The organism is Actinomyces oris (genome assembly GCF_001937445.1).
Taxonomy (GTDB): domain Bacteria; phylum Actinomycetota; class Actinomycetes; order Actinomycetales; family Actinomycetaceae; genus Actinomyces; species Actinomyces acetigenes.
In genome coordinates this window covers 15,505-33,113 of record NZ_MSKS01000013.1, presented here as the reverse complement: position 1 = coordinate 33,113, position 17,609 = coordinate 15,505, and the positions used below count along the sequence as shown (strand labels likewise).

The following is a 17,609-nucleotide window of genomic DNA, read 5'->3' as shown; positions in this document are numbered from 1 at the left end:
TGATGAGACTTCCACCGACCGAGGTTTTCCATGTGATGTACTCATGAAATTCACGGTACGCCTCATAATTTGCGGCTTCAATCGGACCCCAGAAAAATCAGGGGCAAGCGGAAAAGAAATCAGGGACCCCTCCGGGGGATCCCTGACTCCAATGATGCTTCCGATGAAGCGAGCCGATCAGTCCTCGGCGGTCTCCTGCTGCTTGCGCCAGCGGATGCCGGCGTCAATGAAGCCGTCAATGTCGCCGTCGAATACCGAGTCGGGGTTGCCGACCTCGAAGTTGGTCCGCAGGTCCTTGACCATTTGATAGGGGTTGAGGACGTAGGAACGCATCTGATCCCCCCAGGAGGCCTTGATGTCCCCGGCGAGCTCCTTCTTCTTGGCGTCCTCCTCCTGCTGCTTGAGCAGGAGCAGGCGCGACTGGAGGACACGCATAGCGGCGGCGCGGTTCTGGATCTGGGACTTCTCGTCCTGCATGGAGACCACCAGGCCCGTGGGCAGGTGGGTGATGCGCACGGCGGAGTCAGTGGTATTGACGCTCTGCCCGCCGGGGCCCGAGGAGCGGAAGACGTCGATGCGGATGTCGGTCTCGGGGATGTCGATGTGGTCGGTGGACTCGATGAGCGGGATGACCTCGACGGCGGCGAAGGAGGTCTGGCGGCGCCCCTGGTTGTCGAAGGGGCTGATGCGCACCAGGCGGTGCGTGCCGCCCTCGACGCTCAGGGTCCCGTAGGCGTAGGGGGCGTGGACCTCGAAGGTGACCGACTTCAGGCCCGCCTCCTCGGCGTAGGAGGTGTTGAGGACCTTGACGGGGTAGTCGTGCCGCTCGGCCCAGCGGGTGTACATGCGCAGGAGCATCTCGGCGAAGTCGGCGGCGTCCACGCCGCCGGCGCCCGAGCGGATGGTGACAACGGCGTCGCGCGGATCGTACTCGCCGCTGAGCAGCGTGCGGATCTCCAGGTCGGAAAGGTCCTTGCTGATGGCCGCCAGGTCCGTCTCAGCCTCGGCGAGGATCTCGGCGGCGTCCTCGCCCTCCTCCTCGCCGGCGAGCTCGACCATCGCCTCGAGGTCCTCAATGCGCTCCCCCAGGCTCTCGACCCGCTTGAGGTCGGCCTGGGCGTGGGACAGTGCGGAGGTGACCACCTGGGCGGAGTCGGGGTCATCCCACAGGTCGGGTGCGGAGGCCTGCTCGGAGAGCTCGGCGATCCGGGCGCGCAGGGCCTCGGGGTCGGTCACCGCGGCGATGGAGGCGTAGGTGTGTCGGAGTCGTTCGATCTCAGCGGAGAAGTCAGTGGCCACGGAGGGGAGTCTACGGCAGAACGCACCGGGGGCGCCGTCGGGGTGGACTCGGCTCGCTCGACGGCTCGGTCACGCCCACCGTTGTCCCTCGTCTGCCACTCACCCCAGCTCAATGCCCTGGGCCTGGGAGAGCAGCGCCTCGAGCACCGCACGTGTCGCCGGGCCCGGCTCGGTGCGGGTCGATCGGTGACGCACCACCAGCTGGCGCACGCCCAGCCCGGGCAGGCGCACCACGCTGAGCTCATCGGGGACGAGCCCGGAGTAGACGGCCAGCTCGGGCAGGAGCGCGCAGCCCAGGCCCTGGCTGACCATGGCCAGCACGACGTCGTAGTCGTAGGCGACGTGCCGCATCGTCAAGGGCACCCCCAGCTGGCGCTCCAGACGGTCCAGGGCAAAGGCGCCGGCGGTGCCCGGGGCCAGATCGATCCAGGTGGCGCGCGCCAGATCCGCCAAGGTCGTAGGGGTCGCCTGCTCGGCCGGCACGACGACGAGCCAGGACTCGTCCAGCAGCGGGATGTCGGCCATGCCCCGAGGCGCCGCGGGCAGCGTGTGCTCGTCACGCTCGATGAGGACCAGGTCGAGCTCGCCCCGACGCAGCCGGGACAGGGCACTGCGCTCCTCGACCTCCTCGACGATCACCTCCAGCTCCGGGCTGGTGGTCGCCAGAGAGCTCAAGAGAGGCAGCAGGAGCGCCCGAACGGCAGAGGCGAAGCTCCCGACTCGCACCACGCCGGAGGGGACGGAGTCATCCAGGTCCGCCAGCTCACGGCGCACGGTGGTCAGCTCGTCCTCAATGCGCTCGGCCGCATCCGCCAGCACCTTCCCGGCCGCCGTGAGCACGGCTCCGGTGGGTGTGCGATCCAGGACCCGGACGCCGCACTCGCGCTCCAGGAGGCGAATCTGCTGGGAGACGGCCGACGGCGTGATATGAAGGAAATCTGCCGCTGCGACAACTCCTCCGGCTCGGTGGACGGCCAAAAGAACCGAAAGTCTCTGAGGCAACACCCGCATGAAGTAAATCTACATCCCTCATGCAGATAGATGCGATTGACCTTCATCCAGGGGTGTCGAAGAATCATCCCCGTGAACGACGTGCTCTCCTCCCTCATCTCTATCGGCGGCTGGATCGGTGCCGCTGAGCTCCTCGTGGCCTACTTCCTGGTCTCCAAGGGCACGATCGCCGGCGATTCGCTCAAGTATCAGGCCCTCAACATCACCGGCTCCGTACTGCTGACCATCAACTGCGCGAGCTCCGGGGCCTGGCCCAGCGTCATCGCCAACGCCTTCTACCTCCTGGTGGGCCTCAACATCCTGTTCACGGTGAAGCGGGCCTACATCGCTCAGCTCTCGCGCCGTCAGAAGGAGGAGCTGCGGTCCCGGATGCACCTGCACCGGCGCCCCTCCCCGGTGGCCTCGGCGAGCTTCATCGAGCAGGCCTGAGGGCGCTGGCCGCCTCCTGCCACACGCAACCTTCCACCCACCCGTTTTCGACGCAGTGAGTCTGTCGGCTCACTGCGTCGTCGTCATTCGGGCAGAGCCGGTGGCGGTGATGGTGAAGCCCTCGGCCGGGAGGATCCCCCAGGGCAGGAAAGGCGGGCGTGAGCGGGCCTGCAGCCTCACCTCGGCGGTGCGGCTGTCGGCGGCACGGGCGCTGACGATCGTGATCCCCTCCAGCCTGGCCGCTGCCGGCTGGGCGGACAGGTCCTCGGCCGCCTTGCTCCTGACCCCTGCGTCAGTGAGGGACCCGGGGGCGGCGTCCGTGGCGCCACCCCCGTAGTAGGGGTGCGCCTCCACGCTGTCGGCCCCCGCGGCCGCAGCCGAGTCCGCCAGTGACGTGAGGGTCTTGAGGTCGAGGTAGACAGCGGTGGCCGAGGCCGCGACGAACAGCAGCGCAAGCACGACGCAGATGAGCCCGACTCCCAGGAGAAGCGTCTGCCCATCCTCCTCACGGTGCAGCCGATCCACCAGGGCACGGACCCGCCGCTGGACGGTCCCGGGGCCGGGCGGCCTGTTCACTGCTCCTCCTTGCCCGGCAGGGTGATGGAGCGCTCAGTGTCCACCACGACGACATCCCGACCGATCCCCAGCGAGGCGAAGCCCGGCAGGTCCACACCGACCGAGACCTCGACTATCGCCGCCTGTCCCCGGGCGCAGCCGTGAGCGCAGGTGACCGACAGGGAGCCGGACGAGTCGGCGTCAATGCCCTGATCGGACAGGGACAGCTGCATGGCCAGCTGCGCGTTATCCATCGCTAAGGGAGAGTCGTCGACCTCCAGGACCCGGCTGGCGGCGTCGGCCGCCGAGGCGACGGCGAAGGTCGTGGCCTGGAGCTGGGCGAGTGTCACCACCAGGTAGAGCACGGGCACCACCAGGACGGCGCTCCACCCGATGAACTCGACGATCGCATTGCCCTCCTCCTGGCTCATGAGCCGCCGGACACTTCGATCGCCCGCCCTGAGGGTCTCTCGGAACCGGCTGACGAACCGCCCGGTGATGAGGGCGCGGGCCGGGACCGCCCTCGGCGAGCGCGACACGGCACGACGCCTGCGACGCCTCGAGCCGACCATGGATACCACCCGGGCTCACCTCTCCTGGGTCAGGGAGGACTCATCGATGGCGTGCCCGGTGACCCGTAGTGTCCCTCCGGGGCCGAGGAGCCCCAGGACTGGAAAGGGCGCTGTCACCGTGACCTCGACGAGCCTCAGGTCACCGGAGGACACCCGCGAGACGGTGACGGTGTCCACGTAGCCGCGCCTGAGGGCGGCGTCGGTGAGGACCTGCACCCGTTGGCGCGCCTCGGCCTCCGTGCCCCCGACCAGAGCGGCTCGACGAGCGCCGTCGCCCGCGGCGTCGGTGAGGACGTTGCGGGCGTAGACCCCCAGGGCAACCTGGAGGAGTGCCACGAACACGATGATGACGAGCGCACCGACCATGACGAAGTCGACGACGGCCGAGCCTGACTCGTTCTGCCCGAGTGGGCGGAGGCGACCCGGCCGAGGCAGGGCGCGACCAGCCCGTTGAAGCACTCCGAGGCGAGGCGCGTGTTCAGATCGCACTGGTCACCTTCGCGATGGCGTTGAGGAAGACCTCGGTCAGCGTGCTGCCGGCCACCGTCCACAGAGCCACGACGAGCCCCGCGGTCATGAGGGTCACCAGGACCCAGCCAGGGACGTCACCGCGCTCATCGCGCAGATCGATCCGTGGCGCACCGGCGGCACGCCACGACCGAGAACCTGTCTGAGTGCGGTGGGGGGAGGGAGGGATGAGGCATGTCATGACTGCTCCTTGCTGTCGGGCGGGAATCTGGGTGAAAGGACAATGGATGGTCGGGGTCCACGGGCGCAGGAGGGTGATGGATACTCTTCACACCCCCAGTCTCAGGACGAACAGCCCCGGGAAGAGAGCGAAGACGACGGTGATGGGCAGGACCAGGAAGACCACGGGAACCATCTGGGCGATCTCCCGTCTGCCGCCCTCCTCCATGAGGTCCTGCCGCGCCGCCTCACGCACGTCGGTGGCCTGGGAGCGCAGAACCTCGGCCAGTGGTGTGCCGCGCTCAAGGGCCACGATGACCGCCTCGCACAGGCGGGTGACATGGACGGAGCCGACTCGCCGCTCCATACGGTCCAGGGCGGTGGACAGGACCGTGCCGGAGCGGATATCGGTCAGAGTGACGCCCAGCTCGTCAACGAGGTCGCCGCGGCCCAGCGTGACGATACGCTCGATGGCCGACACCGGGCCCTGACCGGCCCCCACCGCCAGTGCCAGCAACTCGACGACGTCGGGCAGCTGCGCCTCGATCCGTGACAGCCGCTTCGCCACGGCCCGACTGAGCCACCAGTCGCGGGCAGCGGCCCCGGCCACGATGGCCATGAGGCACAGGAGGATGAGCGCGGGCACGTTGACGGAGCGGACCAGGGCCGCCAGGCCTCCTGCGGCCAGGACGAGCAGGAGCGCCGTCGTCGACCACAGGACCTGCTGGAGGCGGAACTGGTCGACCCCCAGAGATGACCCTGATCGCGTCAGGCGACGCCGGACCGAGCCGGCCGACGAGCCCAGGGACTCCATCAGTCTGCCCAGGCTGAGAGCGCCTGCCGTGGAGGCCATGAGCAGGCCGATGACGGTGCGCCCGTCGGAGGTCGGCCCTGCCGGAGCGGCCAGCAGGCCGGAGGTCGTGGGCCGGCGGTGGACGTAGGGCTCCAGGCGGGCCATGAGTGTGGGGCGGCGTCGGCGGAGGGCCGAGATGACGCTCAGGACGCCCACGGCCCCCAGCAGCCCGGCGAGTCCTCCGGTGAGCATCGCGTTCATGGGGTTCATCGCAGTGTCCTGTCCTCCTCGGGCAGCCGCCCCAGGCGCAGCATGAGCCGGTAGGCGATGACCGAGACGACGGCTCCGGTCAGGAGAATGACGGCTCCGGCGGTGGTGGCGTAGGCCGCCGCTGCCTGAGGCCGGGTGGACAGCAGCGCCAGGACCAACCATGGGGCGGCGACCGCGACCTTGGCACCGTTGACGGTCCACGACTGGCGAGCCTCGAGCTCGCCTCGGGTGCGCATGTCCTCGCGCAGCATCTGCGACAGGGAGCGCAGCAGCGTCCCCAGGTCGGTGCCGCCGACCTCGTGGGCCAGGCGCAGGGCCTCAACGATCCGGTCGGCGACCGGGTCGGCGAAGCGGGCCTTGAGCCGGTCCAGGGAGCTGTCGAAGCGGGCGGAGGCGGCGTAGTCGGTGGCGAAGGCCCGGAACTGGGGGCGGACGGCCTCCGGGCCGCGCTCACCGAGGTTGGTCAGCGCCTCCGGCAGGCTCATGCCCGCGCGGACGCCGGAGACGAGGGTATCGACGGCCTCGGGCCACACCTCGCGCAGGCGGGTACGGCGGTTGCGCGCTCGAGAGGAGATGATGAGGAAGGGGATCGCCGTGAAGATGGCGGTGAAGGCGAGGGCCACCGGCCAGGCCCGGGACATTCCCAGGAAGACCAGGCCGATGAGCAGCCCCAGCCCGATCGACCCCAGGACGAACATCGTGGGGCTGGTGCGGCCGGCGCCGGCCTGGACCAGGATGTCGGCCAGACGACGGGAGCGCCTCGAGCGCCACTGAGGCGGCTCGGAGGTGCAGGCCATCCAGATCAGGAGCAGCCCCACACCGCCCAGGAGCCCGGCGACGGCGCCCATCAGTAGACCTCCTGGGAGCCTGCGGGCCGGGAGCTGAGCAGAGCTGTCAGGTCGTGACCGGCCCGGTTGAAGCGCTCGGCGGCGTCGGGCGCTCCGGCGCCCCGCACGAGGCTGCCGGTGGGGTCGCGGTGGAAGACGTCGGAGAGCTCGATGATGCCGTTCTCAACCCGACCGGACAGGGCCGCGACCTCTCTCACGGTGCGGCGCCCACTGCGATCCAGGTCGAGGTGGACGACCAGGTCAATGGCGCTGGCGACGGTGGGGACCACGAAGTCGCTGGAGACGTTCTCCCCCGCCAGCAGCGGGAGGGTGCAGATCTTGATGACGGCCTCCCGGGCGGAGTTGGCGTGGATGGTGCACATGGATGGCAGACCCGAGTTCATGGCAATGAGCAGATCGAGCGCCTCGGCCTCTCGGACCTCTCCGATGAGGAGGCGGTCGGGGCGCATGCGCAGGGCCTCCTTGACCAGGCGCCGCAGGCTGATCTCACCAACGCCCTCGAGGTTGGGCGGCCGGGTCTGCATGGCCACGCAGTCCCGGTTGCGCAGGGCGAGCTCGAAGACCTCCTCGCAGGAGATGACCCGCTGTGCGCCCGGGATCGCTCCGGCCAGCGCCCTGACCATCGTGGTCTTACCGGCCTGGGTGGCGCCCGAGACCAGGATGTTGAGGCCGGCCTGCACGGAGGCGTCCAGGAAGGCGGCGACCTGGCTGGTCAGCGAGCCCATGCGCACCAGGTCGGCGGTGCGGGAGGCACGGGACGTGTGCTTGCGGATGTTGACCGCCCAGTGCTGGGAGGTGATGGGCGGGATGACAACGTGAAGCCGCTGTCCCCCGGCGAGCTGGGCGTCGACGAAGGGGCTGGACAGGTCCAGGCGACGCCCGGAGGCCCGCAGCATCCGCTCGACCAGGACCGTGAGGTCCTCACTCTCCAGGATCGTGGTGGTCAGCTCGGGGCGCCCGGAGCGGGCGACGAAGACGCGGCCGGGGGCGTTGACCCAGATCTCCTCAATGGACTCGTCATCGAGATAGCCCTGCAGCGGACCCAGCCCCGCCATGGAGTCGAGCACGTGGGTGCGCGCCCCCTTGGGATCGATGAGCGGCGGGACGAGTCCGGCGTCGGAGCGACGTAGATAGTCCTCCTCGGCCTGGGTAACGAGCTGCTCCAGGTCGGAGGCGTCCTTGAGGGGGTCGATGCCGCGAGCGCGCACCAGCTCGCGAACCTCCGTCAGGAGAAGATCGGCAGCGTCCATGATGCCTCTCAGCGTGGGAGTCGTATGAAGAAGAGTGACGATGATGTGAGGACCGGCCTGGGGCTCTGCACTGAGCCGTAACACACCGGCCGGACGGTGACCATTGTCACGGATCAACTCTAGGACACCTGGTCACGAAATGGCCACCACCTCGGCAGAACCTGTGGATAACGTCGACCTTCTGGTACATTCCTCAAGCTGTTGCTCACATCCCTGGACGTTTGCCGCCAGCGGACGGGCGCGGCTGTCCTGCGAGACATAGGACCTGTCGCCTACGGTTGGACCATGTCACAGCCTTCGCAGTCCCCGGACGCCCCCGGCACCACTGATGTCGACAGCGGTGCCGACAGCCTCACCGACGAGGTGACCTCCGACGTTGAGCGCGCTGCGGCTCCGACGGCCGGCGATGAGGACAGCAACCAGCAACAGGCTGAGCACTCCGATCAGCGATCCGACGAACACGACGAGGACAACGAGGACTATCGTGCGCCCGTGGTCGTGGCCCCGCTGCCGGGGGCCTCGGCCGAGCCGCCGCAGAGCAGCACGCCGGCCCCACGGGCCCAGCCCGCCGAGACTCCTCGTCCTCACCACTCAGCGCTGGCCCTGGCCGCGATGGCGAGCGTCGCCGTCGGCGGCCTCAACCCGACTCGGCTGGCGCTTCCGCAGTCCGAGACCCCGGAGCGGCACATCACCGGCGTCATCGACACCCAGGGCCGCCACTGGGAGGTCCATGAGGCCCGCACCGATGCCGTGGGCGCCTCCTTGGAAGCTGAGGCCGAGGTGCTGCGCCGCATCGGCCGGGTCGTTGACGACGGACGGCTCTCCTTCGACGTTCCTCGCGTCGCCGGGTCCCTGCGCCAGAAGGACGCGCACATCCAGGTGCGCTCCCATGTGGAGGGCAAGCCGATCCCGGTCGAGACGCTCCGACCGGGGCCGGGGATGTCGGCGGGCCTGGGCAAGGCGCTCGGTGAGATCCACGAGCTGGCCATGACGGTGATCTCCGAGGCCGGCATGCCGGTCTATGACGCCGAGGAGGTGCGTCGGCGCTGGCTGAGTCTGCTGGACGACACCGCCGCGACGGGAAGGACCCCACCGGCGCTGCTGGGACGCTGGGAGCAGGCCCTGGAGGACACCGCCCTGTGGCGCTTCCGCCCCACCGTGGTCCACGGGGACCTCGCTGAGGAGAACGTCCTGGTGGCCGGTGGCACGGTGGTGGCGGTGCGGGGCTGGTCCCAGGCGCATGTGGGGGACCCGGCCGAGGACCTGGCCTGGGTGTACTCCTCAGCACCGGTGGACTGCCTGGACTCCATTGAGGACGCCTACGACATCGCCCGCTCCGAGGGCGTTGACCGGCACCTGCGTGAGCGCGCCGAGCTGGTCAGTGAGCTCAGCCTGGCACGCTGGCTGCTGCACGGAGTGAGGACCGGGGACAAGCCGGTCATCAATGACGCGGTGGCGATGCTGGAGGACCTGGCCGCCCAGGTGGGTGACGCCCCACTGGTGGAGCCGGCCACGCCCCGGCTGGCGCCGGTGCCCGGGGTTCGCGAGCCTGCTGAACCCGACGCCGTCACCAATCCGGTGGCGATGGTGCGCGTCGACGACGAGGAGAGCTGACGGGCGCACCGCTCACGAGCCTTCACCCCACTGTCAGGGCCGCCTGAATCTGCTCGATGCTGAGCAGGCCCTCAGCGGTGAGCTCATCGACACGTCCTCCGGGGTAGTCGACGTACACGTAGGCGGCCCGTACCGACCCGGTGGGCACGCCCTGGGAGGCCGCCCAGGCGTGGACGTAGACACTGAGCTGGTCCACGGGCACCTGTCGCCGCCCGGTCTTCCAGTCGACGATGAGCCACCCGGAACCGTCCGAGCGGCAGAAGACGGCGTCCATGCGGCAGCGCAGGGTGGTGGCGCCGATGGTGATCTCCCGGTCGGTCTCGGTCTCGGCCAGGACGTAGTCCTCCAGGAGCGGAAGGTTCTCGGCGGTCTCCAGCCAGCGCTCGATGCGGTCCCGGTCCTGAGGACCGAGGCTGTCAGGCACGCCCGCCTGCCTCAGGCCGAACAGGGTGCCACGTGCGCTCAGGCGCTGGGCGACGGCGTCGTGGAAGACGGTTCCGAGCCGGCCGGCGGCGCGGGGCTCAGGTGGGAGCGGGCGACGCAGGTCGAGTGCGAACTGTCGGCGGTCGGCGCGCAGGTCGTCCAGGCGGGTGGCGGCCAGGTGCTCGGGTAGGCGGACAGTGGGGCCGTTGGACAGGGCCCGGGAGTGCTCGGCCAGGAGGAGTCCCGCCTCGAGTCTCCACCGCCGCACCGTCTCGTCATCGAGCCGGGCCTGAGCAGGCGCCTCCTGGGCGGGGCCGGTTCGACTCATGGCGGCGGTGACTTGGGCGGCGGCCACATGCCGGGCCCGGCGCACAGCGGCGAGCCGGTCGGTGACCGCTGTACCTTCTCCCCCGGTCTCCGGGGCCTGGCTGTCCAGGGTCTGCGCTGCGTCGGCGTCGGGGGGCCAGGTGCCCACCTGGGTCAGGGAGGTCAGTGGGTTGGGGCGGGACTCATCGAAGTCCACCCAGCCCTCCGCGTAGGGAGACAGGAGGTCGCGCCGCTGGAGCTCGGTGAGAAAGCGTGAGGGGCGGCGAGGCTTGGAGGCGGTCTTGGACAGGTGGGAGCCGGTCAGGAGGAGCTCGTGACGGGCCCGGGTGAAGGCCACGTAGGCCAGGCGGCGCTCCTCGCGCAGGCGCTGGCGTCCGAGGGCCTCCTTGTAAGCGCTCATCGTCTCGGTCAGGAGGGGCTTGTCCGTAGCAGCCGGGTCGAGATCCCCCACGGTGAAGGGGGGCAGGTCGCCGGCGTCGGCCCGCAGTGGGAAGGGGAAGGTGGAGGTGGAGCCCATCCAGCCGGTCTCCGTGACGCGAAGATCGTCCTTGACGGCGCTGGTGTAGGAGGGGAAGACCTGCTCGTCCATGCCGGGCACGGCGACGACGTCCCACTCCAGGCCCTTGGCGGCGTGGATGGTGAGGAGCTGGACCGCCCCGGGCGGGGGCTCGATCTCGGGGGCGCTCATGGCGTCCTCGTGCTCCTCGGCGGCGTCGAGCCATTCCAGGAGGCCGGTGAGGGTGGGGGCATCCGTGTCGGCGGTGAAGGCCCGGGCCGTCTCGTGGAAGGAGTCCAGGGCGCGGTGGCCCATCGGGTGACCGACTCGGGCGGCGATCTCGATGTCGAGGTCGAGTGTCTGCTCGGCCAGGGCCACGAGGTCGGGCAGGGGCAGGCAGATGGCCTCCCGGATGCGTCGGATCGCCCGGGCGGTGCGCAAGGCGACGGCCCGCCCGGCCTCGGTCAGGTCTCGGACCGCGGCGGACTCCTCCTGCTCTTCTCGCGCGCCGTCCTCATGCCATCGCAGCAGGGTGTCCAGGGCCTCGCTGAGCAGCGGGGAGTCGGTCTCGGCCTGGTCGCCGTGAGCCCCCGCCCCGGTCTGGTCGCCTTCGGTGGTGGAGCGGGTGAGCTCGCGGGCCAGCGTTGCCAGGGCTCGCAGGTCGCGGGCGCCGATACCGAAACCGGTCAGGAGCCTGACCACCCGGTCCCCGCGCTCCGGGTCCGAGGCCACGGTCAGCAGGGCGCGGACGTCGGCGACCTCGGGGACATAGAGCATCCCGCCCAGGCCGATGATCGTGTAAGGCAGGCCGGCCTCCTCCAGCTCGGCGGCAATGGGATCCATCTGTGCCCGGGTGCGGCACAGGACGGCCATCTCGGCACTGGGTGACCAGCGCTCGGCAAGGAAGGCGACCACCGTGCGGGCCTCCTCGGCGGGGTCCTGCAGGAAGGCCCCGAACGCCGCCCCGGGCTCCAGGCCGAAGGCTGCGGGGCGGGCCTGCAAGGGAGCGACGGTGAGGTGCTCGCCCACCGGGTCCCCGTCCTCGACGACGCCGGAGCGCAGGGGCGCGGAGACGACGTTGGCGACCTCCAGGATGGTGGAGTCGTTGCGCCAGGAGGTCGACAGCTCCAGGACGGGGGTGGCCTCGGCCGGTGGGGTCCCGGACTCCAGGAGGGCGGTGCCGGTGGGGTTGAAGCGCTGGTGGAAGGTGTCCAGGGCTGCGGCGCTGGCTCCTCGCCACCCGTAGATGGCCTGGTGGGGGTCGCCGACGGCGGTCACCCCGGAGTCGGCGAAGAGGGCCGACAGGAGCCGGACCTGGGCCACCGAGGTGTCCTGGAACTCGTCGAGCAGGACCGCGGGGTACTGGGCCCGCACCTGGGCGGCGGCCTCGGGGACGGACTCGGCGATGGTACAGGCCAGGGCGATCTGGTCACCGAAGTCGAGCAGGCCGTGGTGACGTTTGTGCGCATGCAGCTCGGCGACGACGTCGAGCAGGGCCTCCCACTCGGCCATGACGGCGGGGGCCTTGCCGACCAGGGTCTTGCAGCCCTTGATGGCGGCCAGGGCGGCGAGCTGTTCGGACAGGTCGGCCAGGTCCGTGGCGGCCTCCTCGATGGTCAGCAGGTTCTGGCTCAGGGAGTCGGCCAGGACCAGGGTGGCGCTCGCGTTGTGGCTGAGGCTCTCGTTGGGCAGCGGGAGCGTGCGCGCCTCGAGCAGGGAGGTGACGATCTGCCAGGAGCGGGCCTGGGTGATGAGGGTTGAGTCGGGGTCCACGCCGATGCGCAGTCCGTGGTCGCGCACCAGGGCGCCGGCGAAGGAGTTGTAGGTGGCGATCATCGGCTCACCACAGTCGGCGGCGTCAGCGGTGCCCCCCACTCCCCTGTCGTGCTCCGGACCGGTGGCCGGCAGCAGGCCGGCCGCGCTGAGGCCTGCCAGGCGGGAGGCGACGCGCTGGTCGAGCTCGGCGGTGGCCTTGCGGGTGAAGGTCAGTCCGAGAATCTGGTCGGGGCGGACCTGCCCGGTGGCGACCAGATAGACGACTCGCTGGGCCATGGTGGCGGTCTTGCCCGAGCCGGCTCCGGCGACCACCAGCAGGGGGCTCAGCCGGTGGGCGATGACGCGCGCCTGCTCCTGGGTGGGGGTGTGGATGCCGAGCGCCTCCGCCAGGGCCTGCGGAGTGAGCCGGCGTGAGCCGACGGGGGTCATGAGACGACTCTCCTTCCCTCGACCTGCACGGGGCAGGAGTCCTTGACCCGGCAGGTGCGGCAGTGCTCGCCGGTGCGGGCCTCGATCACGGGGCCCACTCCGGCCACGGCCGCTTGGGCCACGAGGTCCTCAGCCCAGTACTCCTCGCCACTGCCGGCAGCACCGTTCGCCTCATCGTCGTCAGGTGTCTCCGCGGGCTGCTCCACAGGTTCCACGGTTGCGGGGCTGGGGTCGAGGGCGGCGCCCGGCGGAGCCAGGACGTAGCCGTCTCCTGAGCGTTTGGAGGGCTCCTTACCCAGGAGCACGAGGGCTCCGCCGACGACGTCGAGGCCCTGCGAGCTCAGGGCCAGCCGGTAGGTGGCCAGCTGGGGGTGGCGCTGGACGTCCTTGGGGACGCGCTGCCCGGTCTTGAGGTCGATGACGCGCACGGTGCCGTTCCGGTCGGGCTCGGCGGTGTCCTCCGGGCCATCTCCCGAAAGGCCGCCGAGGTGCTCGAGGCGGTCGATGCGCCCGGAGATCGTGACCGGGACGGCGTCGCCACCTTTCGTCGGTTTCCACAGGCCGGCCCGCTGGTGGACCGCGGGGCTCAGGACACTCAGGGGGATGTCGACGTCGGCGCGGACGGGCTGCTCGACGTCGGCACGAATGCCCAGGGCGTCGCAGTCACTCAGGTAGGCGTCGAGGCGCTCGATCATGGCGCGGGCACGGTCTGCAGCCAGGCCTCCCTGCCACGTGGCGGGGTAGCCGAGGTCGGTCAATCGTTCCTCGAAGGCCTCGCGCAGAGCCGGACCGCGCAGGTGCTCGCTCTCGGCCCGTTCGGCGACCGCGTGGACGAGGCTGCCCAGGGCCTGGGCCTCGCTAGCGGGGGCCGATCCGCCGCTGCGGGTCAGGAACCACTTGAGCGGGCAGGCGGCCAGGCCCTCGACGTCGGAGGGGCTGACCCGTATCCGCTCGCCGGCGGTGATAAGAGGGGCGGTGGAAGTGGGGCCGGTCGCGCCGATCCAGGTGGCGGGGTCGGCGCCGGACACGCCTTGTCGGGCGAGGTCGGCCAGCAGGTCGACGGCGGCCCGGCCGCGGCGGCGCTCGGCGTCGGTGGCCGTCTCGAGGTTGCCGCAGATGGCGGCGTGGCGCAGCTCCCCCACCAGGCCGCGTAGGGTGAGGTCGCCGGTGTCGGGGGCCAGGAGGGGGGCGCCGTCGGCGTCGGTCAGGGAGATCCCGGCGCTGTGGGCGATCTCGGTCAGGAAGGGTGAGGGGGCGTGCTCGGCGTCGGCGGTGGCGGTCAGCAGGAGGCGCCGGGTGGCGCGGGACAGGGCCATGATGAGCATGCGGCGCTCATCGGCGCGCACCTGTGCCCGGGCGGCGGCCACGGCGCCGCTGCCGCCGGCCCCGCCCGTCGGGGCGCTGACACCTGCGCTCAGGCGGCCGGTGACGGCGTCGACGAGCAGGCCGGTGCGGGTCAAGGAGTCCCTCAAGCGCAGGTCAGGCCAGCGGTCACGCTCCAGCCCGACAACCACGACGAGCTCCCACTCCTGGCCCGCGCAACCCGCCGGGGTCATGACGGCCACGCCCTCCGGGCGCCGGCCCTGGGGGGCGACGGAGTCCGAGGGCAGGACCTCGGCGTCAAGCTCGGCCAGGAAGCTGGAGGCGTCCTGGCCCGGGTGGCGCTCGGCCCAGACCTCGGCGCGTTTGAACAGGGTAGTGACGACGTCGAGGTCGTGCTCGGCAGCCTCGGACAGGAGCGTTCGCACGGGGCCTGCCGAGGGCAGCAGGGCGGTGTCGCGCCAGGCCTCGGCCCGCTCGGAGGCGTTCCAGGCGGCCCACAGCAGGGCCTCGACATCGCGTGGGACCTCAGCGGGACTCTGCCTGATGGCGGAGCGCAGGGCCTCAAGGATCCTGGCTGCGATGAGGAGCCGCTCCGCCTGGGCGCTCAGCGGTTGGCCGTCCAGGGACCGGGCGAAGCCGGAGGCCTGCTCGGGGTCGGCCAGCAGGGCCAGGAGGGCGGCGTCGCCGCCGGTCCGGGGCCCGGTCCCAGCAGCAGGAGCGACAGCGGGAACGGGGGCGGGAACGGCTGTGGGACCGGTGGAGGTCCCGACCTCACCGGGCTCAGTCACACTGGCGCGCGGGGTTGCGGCCGGCGGGGCCTGGCGCAGCCTGCGGCGCAGTCGGCGCAGGTCCATGGTGGTCAGCCCCACCAGGGGGCTGGTGAGGAGGTTGATGGCGGCGTCGCGCTGAGGCGGTTCACCGCGCCCGCCCAGCTGGTCGCGGATGGCGGCGCGCACAATGTTCAGGAGCGCGGCCGCGGCCGGTTCTGCGCGCAGCAGGACCGCGGGTGTGCGGGAGGCCAGGGGCACGCCTCGTCTGCGCAGGTCCCTGGCGAGGGTCTCGGCGTCGGCGGCGCTGCGAACGATGACCGCCATCTGAGACCAGGAGGTGCCGTGGTGGACGTGCTCGAGCCTGAGAGCCCGGGCGACGTGGGCATGCTCCTGCCAGGCGGAGGAGGCCAGGATCACCTCGACGCCGGCCGCCGCCTGCGGGCGCTCAGCGTCGGGTCCTACGGAGGAAGACCTCTGTAAGGCCCCTGCTGAGGACCGGGGCGCCAGTGTCGTCTGCCGGTGGGCCGTCGTGCCGGTCACCGGGACCCGGGCGCTCTGATCGCAGATCACCTCCGAGATGGCCGGGTTGCCTCGGTAGCAGGTGGTCAGTCGCAAGCGGGTGGCTGCGAGCCCCGAGTGGTCCTCGGCGGCGATGAGCAGGCTGGGCGTACCGCCGCGGAAGGTCTCCACGGCCACGTCGGGGTCCCCCAGCACCACGATCTGCGCCCGGTGCCCGTCGAGGTCCGGGGTCGCCAGGGCCGTCAGGAGCCTGGCGGTGGCGGCCGTGCAGTCCTGGTAGTCGTCCACGAGGACGAGGTCCGGGACGGGGCGGGGGACGGTGACGGCGTCGGCGCCCCAGGAGCTCAAGGCCTCCACGGCTCGATCCTGGAGACGAGCCGTATCCATCTTGCGGGTCTGGGCCCTGCGCTCGGCGCTGGGCCGCCCCTGCGCGTCCCAGGTGCGCAGAAGCTGGGCGGCAGGCCCCCAGATGGGGACATTGAGCCGGCGTCCCAGGTCGGCCAGGTCGTCGGCACTGACGCCGAGCTCTCCGGCGCGCGCCAGGAGGTTGCGCAGCTCGGAGCGGAACGCCCGTGACCCGGTGGCCTCGGCGGGGAGCCCGGGCCAGGTGACGGTGCTGATCATGGAGGCCAGGGCGGAGTCCTCCTCCGCTCCGGCCAAAAGCACCGGAGGCGGCAGCGGGTCGGGCCGCATGGTCAAAGAGGTGGTCAGGATCGTCAGGGCGAGGGCTGCGGGAGTGCGCACTCGGACGACGCCGTCGCCATGGCCCTCACGCAGCAGGTGGGCGGCCCGGCCACGCAGCCAGTCAGCTCGCGCACGGGTGGGGGCCAGCAGGATGGCGTCGCGGCCGCCGGCGACCGCCTCGGCCAGCAACCGCAGGGCCAGGGACGTCTTACCGGTCCCGGGTGCCCCCAGGACGACGACGTTGGAGCCCTCGGCCACGCGGTCCAGGACCCGCCGCCCATCGGCGTCGGCGGCGGGCAGCTCGGCCGCCTCGGCGGGCGGGAGGAGACGGACGGGGGCCTGAGGCATGGGACCATCTCACCACGGGCCACCGATAGGAGCGCGCACCGTTAACGGATCGTCATCGGTCACGAGTCCTCCACCAGGAAGCGCCGACGGCGCATGTTCCGCGTGGCGCGAAACGCCGCGGCTCCTGGGGCGCGCGAAGGGTCGGCGCGGCCGCGGCACCCTAGGATCGAGCCAGGTTCACGCCCCTCTCCCCGACGGGCTATGCCGCTCAATACGGCACACAGACGATGCGAAGGAGCCCCATGCAGGTCACGATCGGAATCAAGCACGCCAGCCGCGAGCTCTCCCTGGAGACCTCCGACTCTCAGGAGAAGGTGCTGGCCGCCGTGGCCGACGCCGAGACCAAGGCCGTCACCCTCACCGACGACAAGGGCCGCAAAGTCTTCGTGCCGGCCGGCTCCCTGGCCTACGTCGAGCTCGGTGAGGCCGAGCCCCGCCGGGTCGGCTTCGGTATCTGAGTCTCTCCCCCACGACGAGCACGCACAGGGCCCAGGTCTGGCGGAGCGTAGCCACACCGTTCCGCAGCTGATCTGGGCCCTTGCCGTTCCGCTCAGCGTCCTGCGAGGAGGCTGAGATTCATCTTCCTGGATATCCAGGGACTCGGCTGGTACCCGTGGGTCAGTTCCCTGTCTTGTCCCCCATTGGCTACAAGACCGGACGGAGCGCGGGACTCGGCCACATCCGGGCGCCCCGATACCGGGCCGCCCCAGAGCCCCTCACGTCAGAAAACGGGCCGGTACAGTCGCTCTTATGAAGTCACCTGTGCTCGCGGCTACGTGCGCCGTCTTGTTCTTCATCAATGGCGTGCTGCAGCTACTGCTGGCTCTGGGACTTCCCTTGGGCCGGTTCGTCCTGGGCGGCGCCTATACTGTCTCCCCTCTCCTCCTCAGGCCGGTCAACCTGGCACTCTTCCTGGTCTGGTTCGGCTGCGGTCTGGCGTACCTCAGGTACGGCGGTCTGATACGCCGCCCTCTGCGTGATCGCACCGCGCGTAGCATTGTGTATGTCTCGACCCTGTGGCTGTTCATCGCCTCGGCGTTCAACCTCCTCATCACCACCAGCGAGTTCGAGCGCTATGCCACCGGGACGCTGTCGACTGTTGCCTGCATCCTGAGCATGTGCCTCGTATGGCGCCGCGACCGGATCCGCCCGTGCAGGATCGGTCCCCGGCGTTAAGGTGGGGTGC

At 70.8% G+C, this 17,609-nt stretch carries 15 protein-coding genes; 4 read left to right on the top strand and 11 right to left on the bottom strand.

The window, feature by feature from the left end; translation table 11 throughout:
- Nucleotides 1-177 precede the first annotated feature (177 nt).
- On the bottom strand, nucleotides 178-1,299 hold the full coding sequence (gene prfB / locus BKH20_RS04295) for a peptide chain release factor 2 (protein WP_075373393.1): 1,122 nt from the start codon (nucleotides 1,297-1,299) through the stop codon (nucleotides 178-180).
- Between the two features lie 99 nt (nucleotides 1,300-1,398).
- The gene (locus BKH20_RS04290) at nucleotides 1,399-2,310 is read right to left on the bottom strand and encodes a LysR family transcriptional regulator (protein ID WP_075390068.1); all 912 of its coding nucleotides are present in this window, start codon (nucleotides 2,308-2,310) and stop codon (nucleotides 1,399-1,401) included.
- Nucleotides 2,311-2,382: 72 nt separating this feature from the next.
- On the opposite strand from BKH20_RS04290, the gene BKH20_RS04285 reads away from it, so the two are divergent.
- Nucleotides 2,383-2,739 (top strand): CBU_0592 family membrane protein, encoded by a 357-nt coding sequence (locus tag BKH20_RS04285; protein ID WP_430793356.1) that lies wholly within the window; start codon nucleotides 2,383-2,385, stop codon nucleotides 2,737-2,739.
- A gap of 69 nt (nucleotides 2,740-2,808) precedes the next feature.
- On the opposite strand, the gene BKH20_RS04280 is transcribed toward BKH20_RS04285, so the two are convergent.
- From BKH20_RS04280 to BKH20_RS04250, 7 genes are all read right to left on the bottom strand, one after another.
- The gene (locus tag BKH20_RS04280) at nucleotides 2,809-3,315 is read right to left on the bottom strand and encodes a glycosyltransferase (RefSeq protein ID WP_075390066.1); all 507 of its coding nucleotides are present in this window, start codon (nucleotides 3,313-3,315) and stop codon (nucleotides 2,809-2,811) included.
- Nucleotides 3,312-3,725, bottom strand: coding sequence for a hypothetical protein (locus BKH20_RS04275; RefSeq protein WP_075390134.1), 414 nt, complete (start codon nucleotides 3,723-3,725; stop codon nucleotides 3,312-3,314). The genes BKH20_RS04280 and BKH20_RS04275 overlap by 4 nt, the downstream gene beginning before the upstream one ends.
- A gap of 156 nt (nucleotides 3,726-3,881) precedes the next feature.
- Nucleotides 3,882-4,355 carry a TadE/TadG family type IV pilus assembly protein gene (locus BKH20_RS04270; RefSeq protein ID WP_070659167.1) on the bottom strand — a complete coding sequence of 158 codons (474 nt, stop codon included), beginning with the start codon at nucleotides 4,353-4,355 and terminating at the stop codon, nucleotides 3,882-3,884.
- Nucleotides 4,345-4,575 (bottom strand): hypothetical protein, encoded by a 231-nt coding sequence (locus BKH20_RS04265; RefSeq protein WP_075390065.1) that lies wholly within the window; start codon nucleotides 4,573-4,575, stop codon nucleotides 4,345-4,347. The genes BKH20_RS04270 and BKH20_RS04265 overlap by 11 nt, the downstream gene beginning before the upstream one ends.
- An 87-nt stretch (nucleotides 4,576-4,662) precedes the next feature.
- The gene (locus BKH20_RS04260; RefSeq protein WP_081381589.1) at nucleotides 4,663-5,616 is read right to left on the bottom strand and encodes a type II secretion system F family protein; all 954 of its coding nucleotides are present in this window, start codon (nucleotides 5,614-5,616) and stop codon (nucleotides 4,663-4,665) included.
- Nucleotides 5,613-6,464 carry a type II secretion system F family protein gene (locus tag BKH20_RS04255; RefSeq protein WP_070659165.1) on the bottom strand — a complete coding sequence of 284 codons (852 nt, stop codon included), beginning with the start codon at nucleotides 6,462-6,464 and terminating at the stop codon, nucleotides 5,613-5,615. Before BKH20_RS04255 ends, BKH20_RS04260 begins: the two co-directional genes overlap by 4 nt.
- Nucleotides 6,464-7,714 (bottom strand): CpaF family protein, encoded by a 1,251-nt coding sequence (locus BKH20_RS04250; protein ID WP_075390064.1) that lies wholly within the window; start codon nucleotides 7,712-7,714, stop codon nucleotides 6,464-6,466. Before BKH20_RS04250 ends, BKH20_RS04255 begins: the two co-directional genes overlap by 1 nt.
- Nucleotides 7,715-7,999: 285 nt before the next feature.
- On the opposite strand from BKH20_RS04250, the gene BKH20_RS04245 reads away from it, so the two are divergent.
- Entirely contained in the window at nucleotides 8,000-9,328 is a 1,329-nt protein-coding gene (locus BKH20_RS04245; protein ID WP_075390063.1) for a phosphotransferase, read from the top strand.
- 22 nt (nucleotides 9,329-9,350) lie between these two features.
- Here BKH20_RS04245 and BKH20_RS04240 read toward each other — a convergent pair whose 3' ends face one another.
- Both BKH20_RS04240 and BKH20_RS04235 read right to left on the bottom strand, forming a co-directional pair.
- A complete protein-coding gene (locus tag BKH20_RS04240) occupies nucleotides 9,351-12,779 on the bottom strand; it encodes an ATP-dependent DNA helicase (protein WP_075390062.1) in 3,429 nt (1,142 codons plus the stop codon).
- The gene (locus tag BKH20_RS04235) at nucleotides 12,776-16,423 is read right to left on the bottom strand and encodes a UrvD/REP family ATP-dependent DNA helicase (protein ID WP_075390061.1); all 3,648 of its coding nucleotides are present in this window, start codon (nucleotides 16,421-16,423) and stop codon (nucleotides 12,776-12,778) included. Before BKH20_RS04235 ends, BKH20_RS04240 begins: the two co-directional genes overlap by 4 nt.
- A 242-nt stretch (nucleotides 16,424-16,665) precedes the next feature.
- Between BKH20_RS04235 and BKH20_RS04230 the strand changes: the two genes are divergently transcribed.
- Together BKH20_RS04230 and BKH20_RS04225 are read left to right on the top strand one after the other, a co-directional pair.
- Nucleotides 16,666-16,881, top strand: a complete 216-nt coding sequence (locus BKH20_RS04230; protein WP_009232349.1) for a DUF3107 domain-containing protein — start codon at nucleotides 16,666-16,668, stop codon at nucleotides 16,879-16,881.
- Nucleotides 16,882-17,173: 292 nt separating this feature from the next.
- The gene (locus BKH20_RS04225; protein ID WP_075390060.1) at nucleotides 17,174-17,599 is read left to right on the top strand and encodes a hypothetical protein; all 426 of its coding nucleotides are present in this window, start codon (nucleotides 17,174-17,176) and stop codon (nucleotides 17,597-17,599) included.
- Nucleotides 17,600-17,609 lie beyond the last annotated feature (10 nt).

Excerpts from the sequence above, each read along its gene's own strand:
- BKH20_RS04290 (WP_075390068.1), bottom strand. The coding sequence starts at position 2,310 with ATGCGGGTGTTGCCTCAGAGACTTTCGGTTCTTTTGGCCGTCCACCGA.
- BKH20_RS04275 (WP_075390134.1), bottom strand. The coding sequence starts at position 3,725 with ATGAGCCAGGAGGAGGGCAATGCGATCGTCGAGTTCATCGGGTGGAGC.
- BKH20_RS04265 (WP_075390065.1), bottom strand. The coding sequence starts at position 4,575 with ATGACATGCCTCATCCCTCCCTCCCCCCACCGCACTCAGACAGGTTCT.
- BKH20_RS04260 (WP_081381589.1), bottom strand. The coding sequence starts at position 5,616 with ATGAACCCCATGAACGCGATGCTCACCGGAGGACTCGCCGGGCTGCTG.
- BKH20_RS04255 (WP_070659165.1), bottom strand. The coding sequence starts at position 6,464 with ATGGGCGCCGTCGCCGGGCTCCTGGGCGGTGTGGGGCTGCTCCTGATC.
- BKH20_RS04250 (WP_075390064.1), bottom strand. The coding sequence starts at position 7,714 with ATGGACGCTGCCGATCTTCTCCTGACGGAGGTTCGCGAGCTGGTGCGC.
- BKH20_RS04245 (WP_075390063.1), top strand. The coding sequence starts at position 8,000 with ATGTCACAGCCTTCGCAGTCCCCGGACGCCCCCGGCACCACTGATGTC.
- BKH20_RS04240 (WP_075390062.1), bottom strand. The coding sequence starts at position 12,779 with ATGACCCCCGTCGGCTCACGCCGGCTCACTCCGCAGGCCCTGGCGGAG.
- BKH20_RS04235 (WP_075390061.1), bottom strand. The coding sequence starts at position 16,423 with ATGCCTCAGGCCCCCGTCCGTCTCCTCCCGCCCGCCGAGGCGGCCGAG.
- BKH20_RS04230 (WP_009232349.1), top strand. The coding sequence starts at position 16,666 with ATGCAGGTCACGATCGGAATCAAGCACGCCAGCCGCGAGCTCTCCCTG.
- BKH20_RS04225 (WP_075390060.1), top strand. The coding sequence starts at position 17,174 with ATGAAGTCACCTGTGCTCGCGGCTACGTGCGCCGTCTTGTTCTTCATC.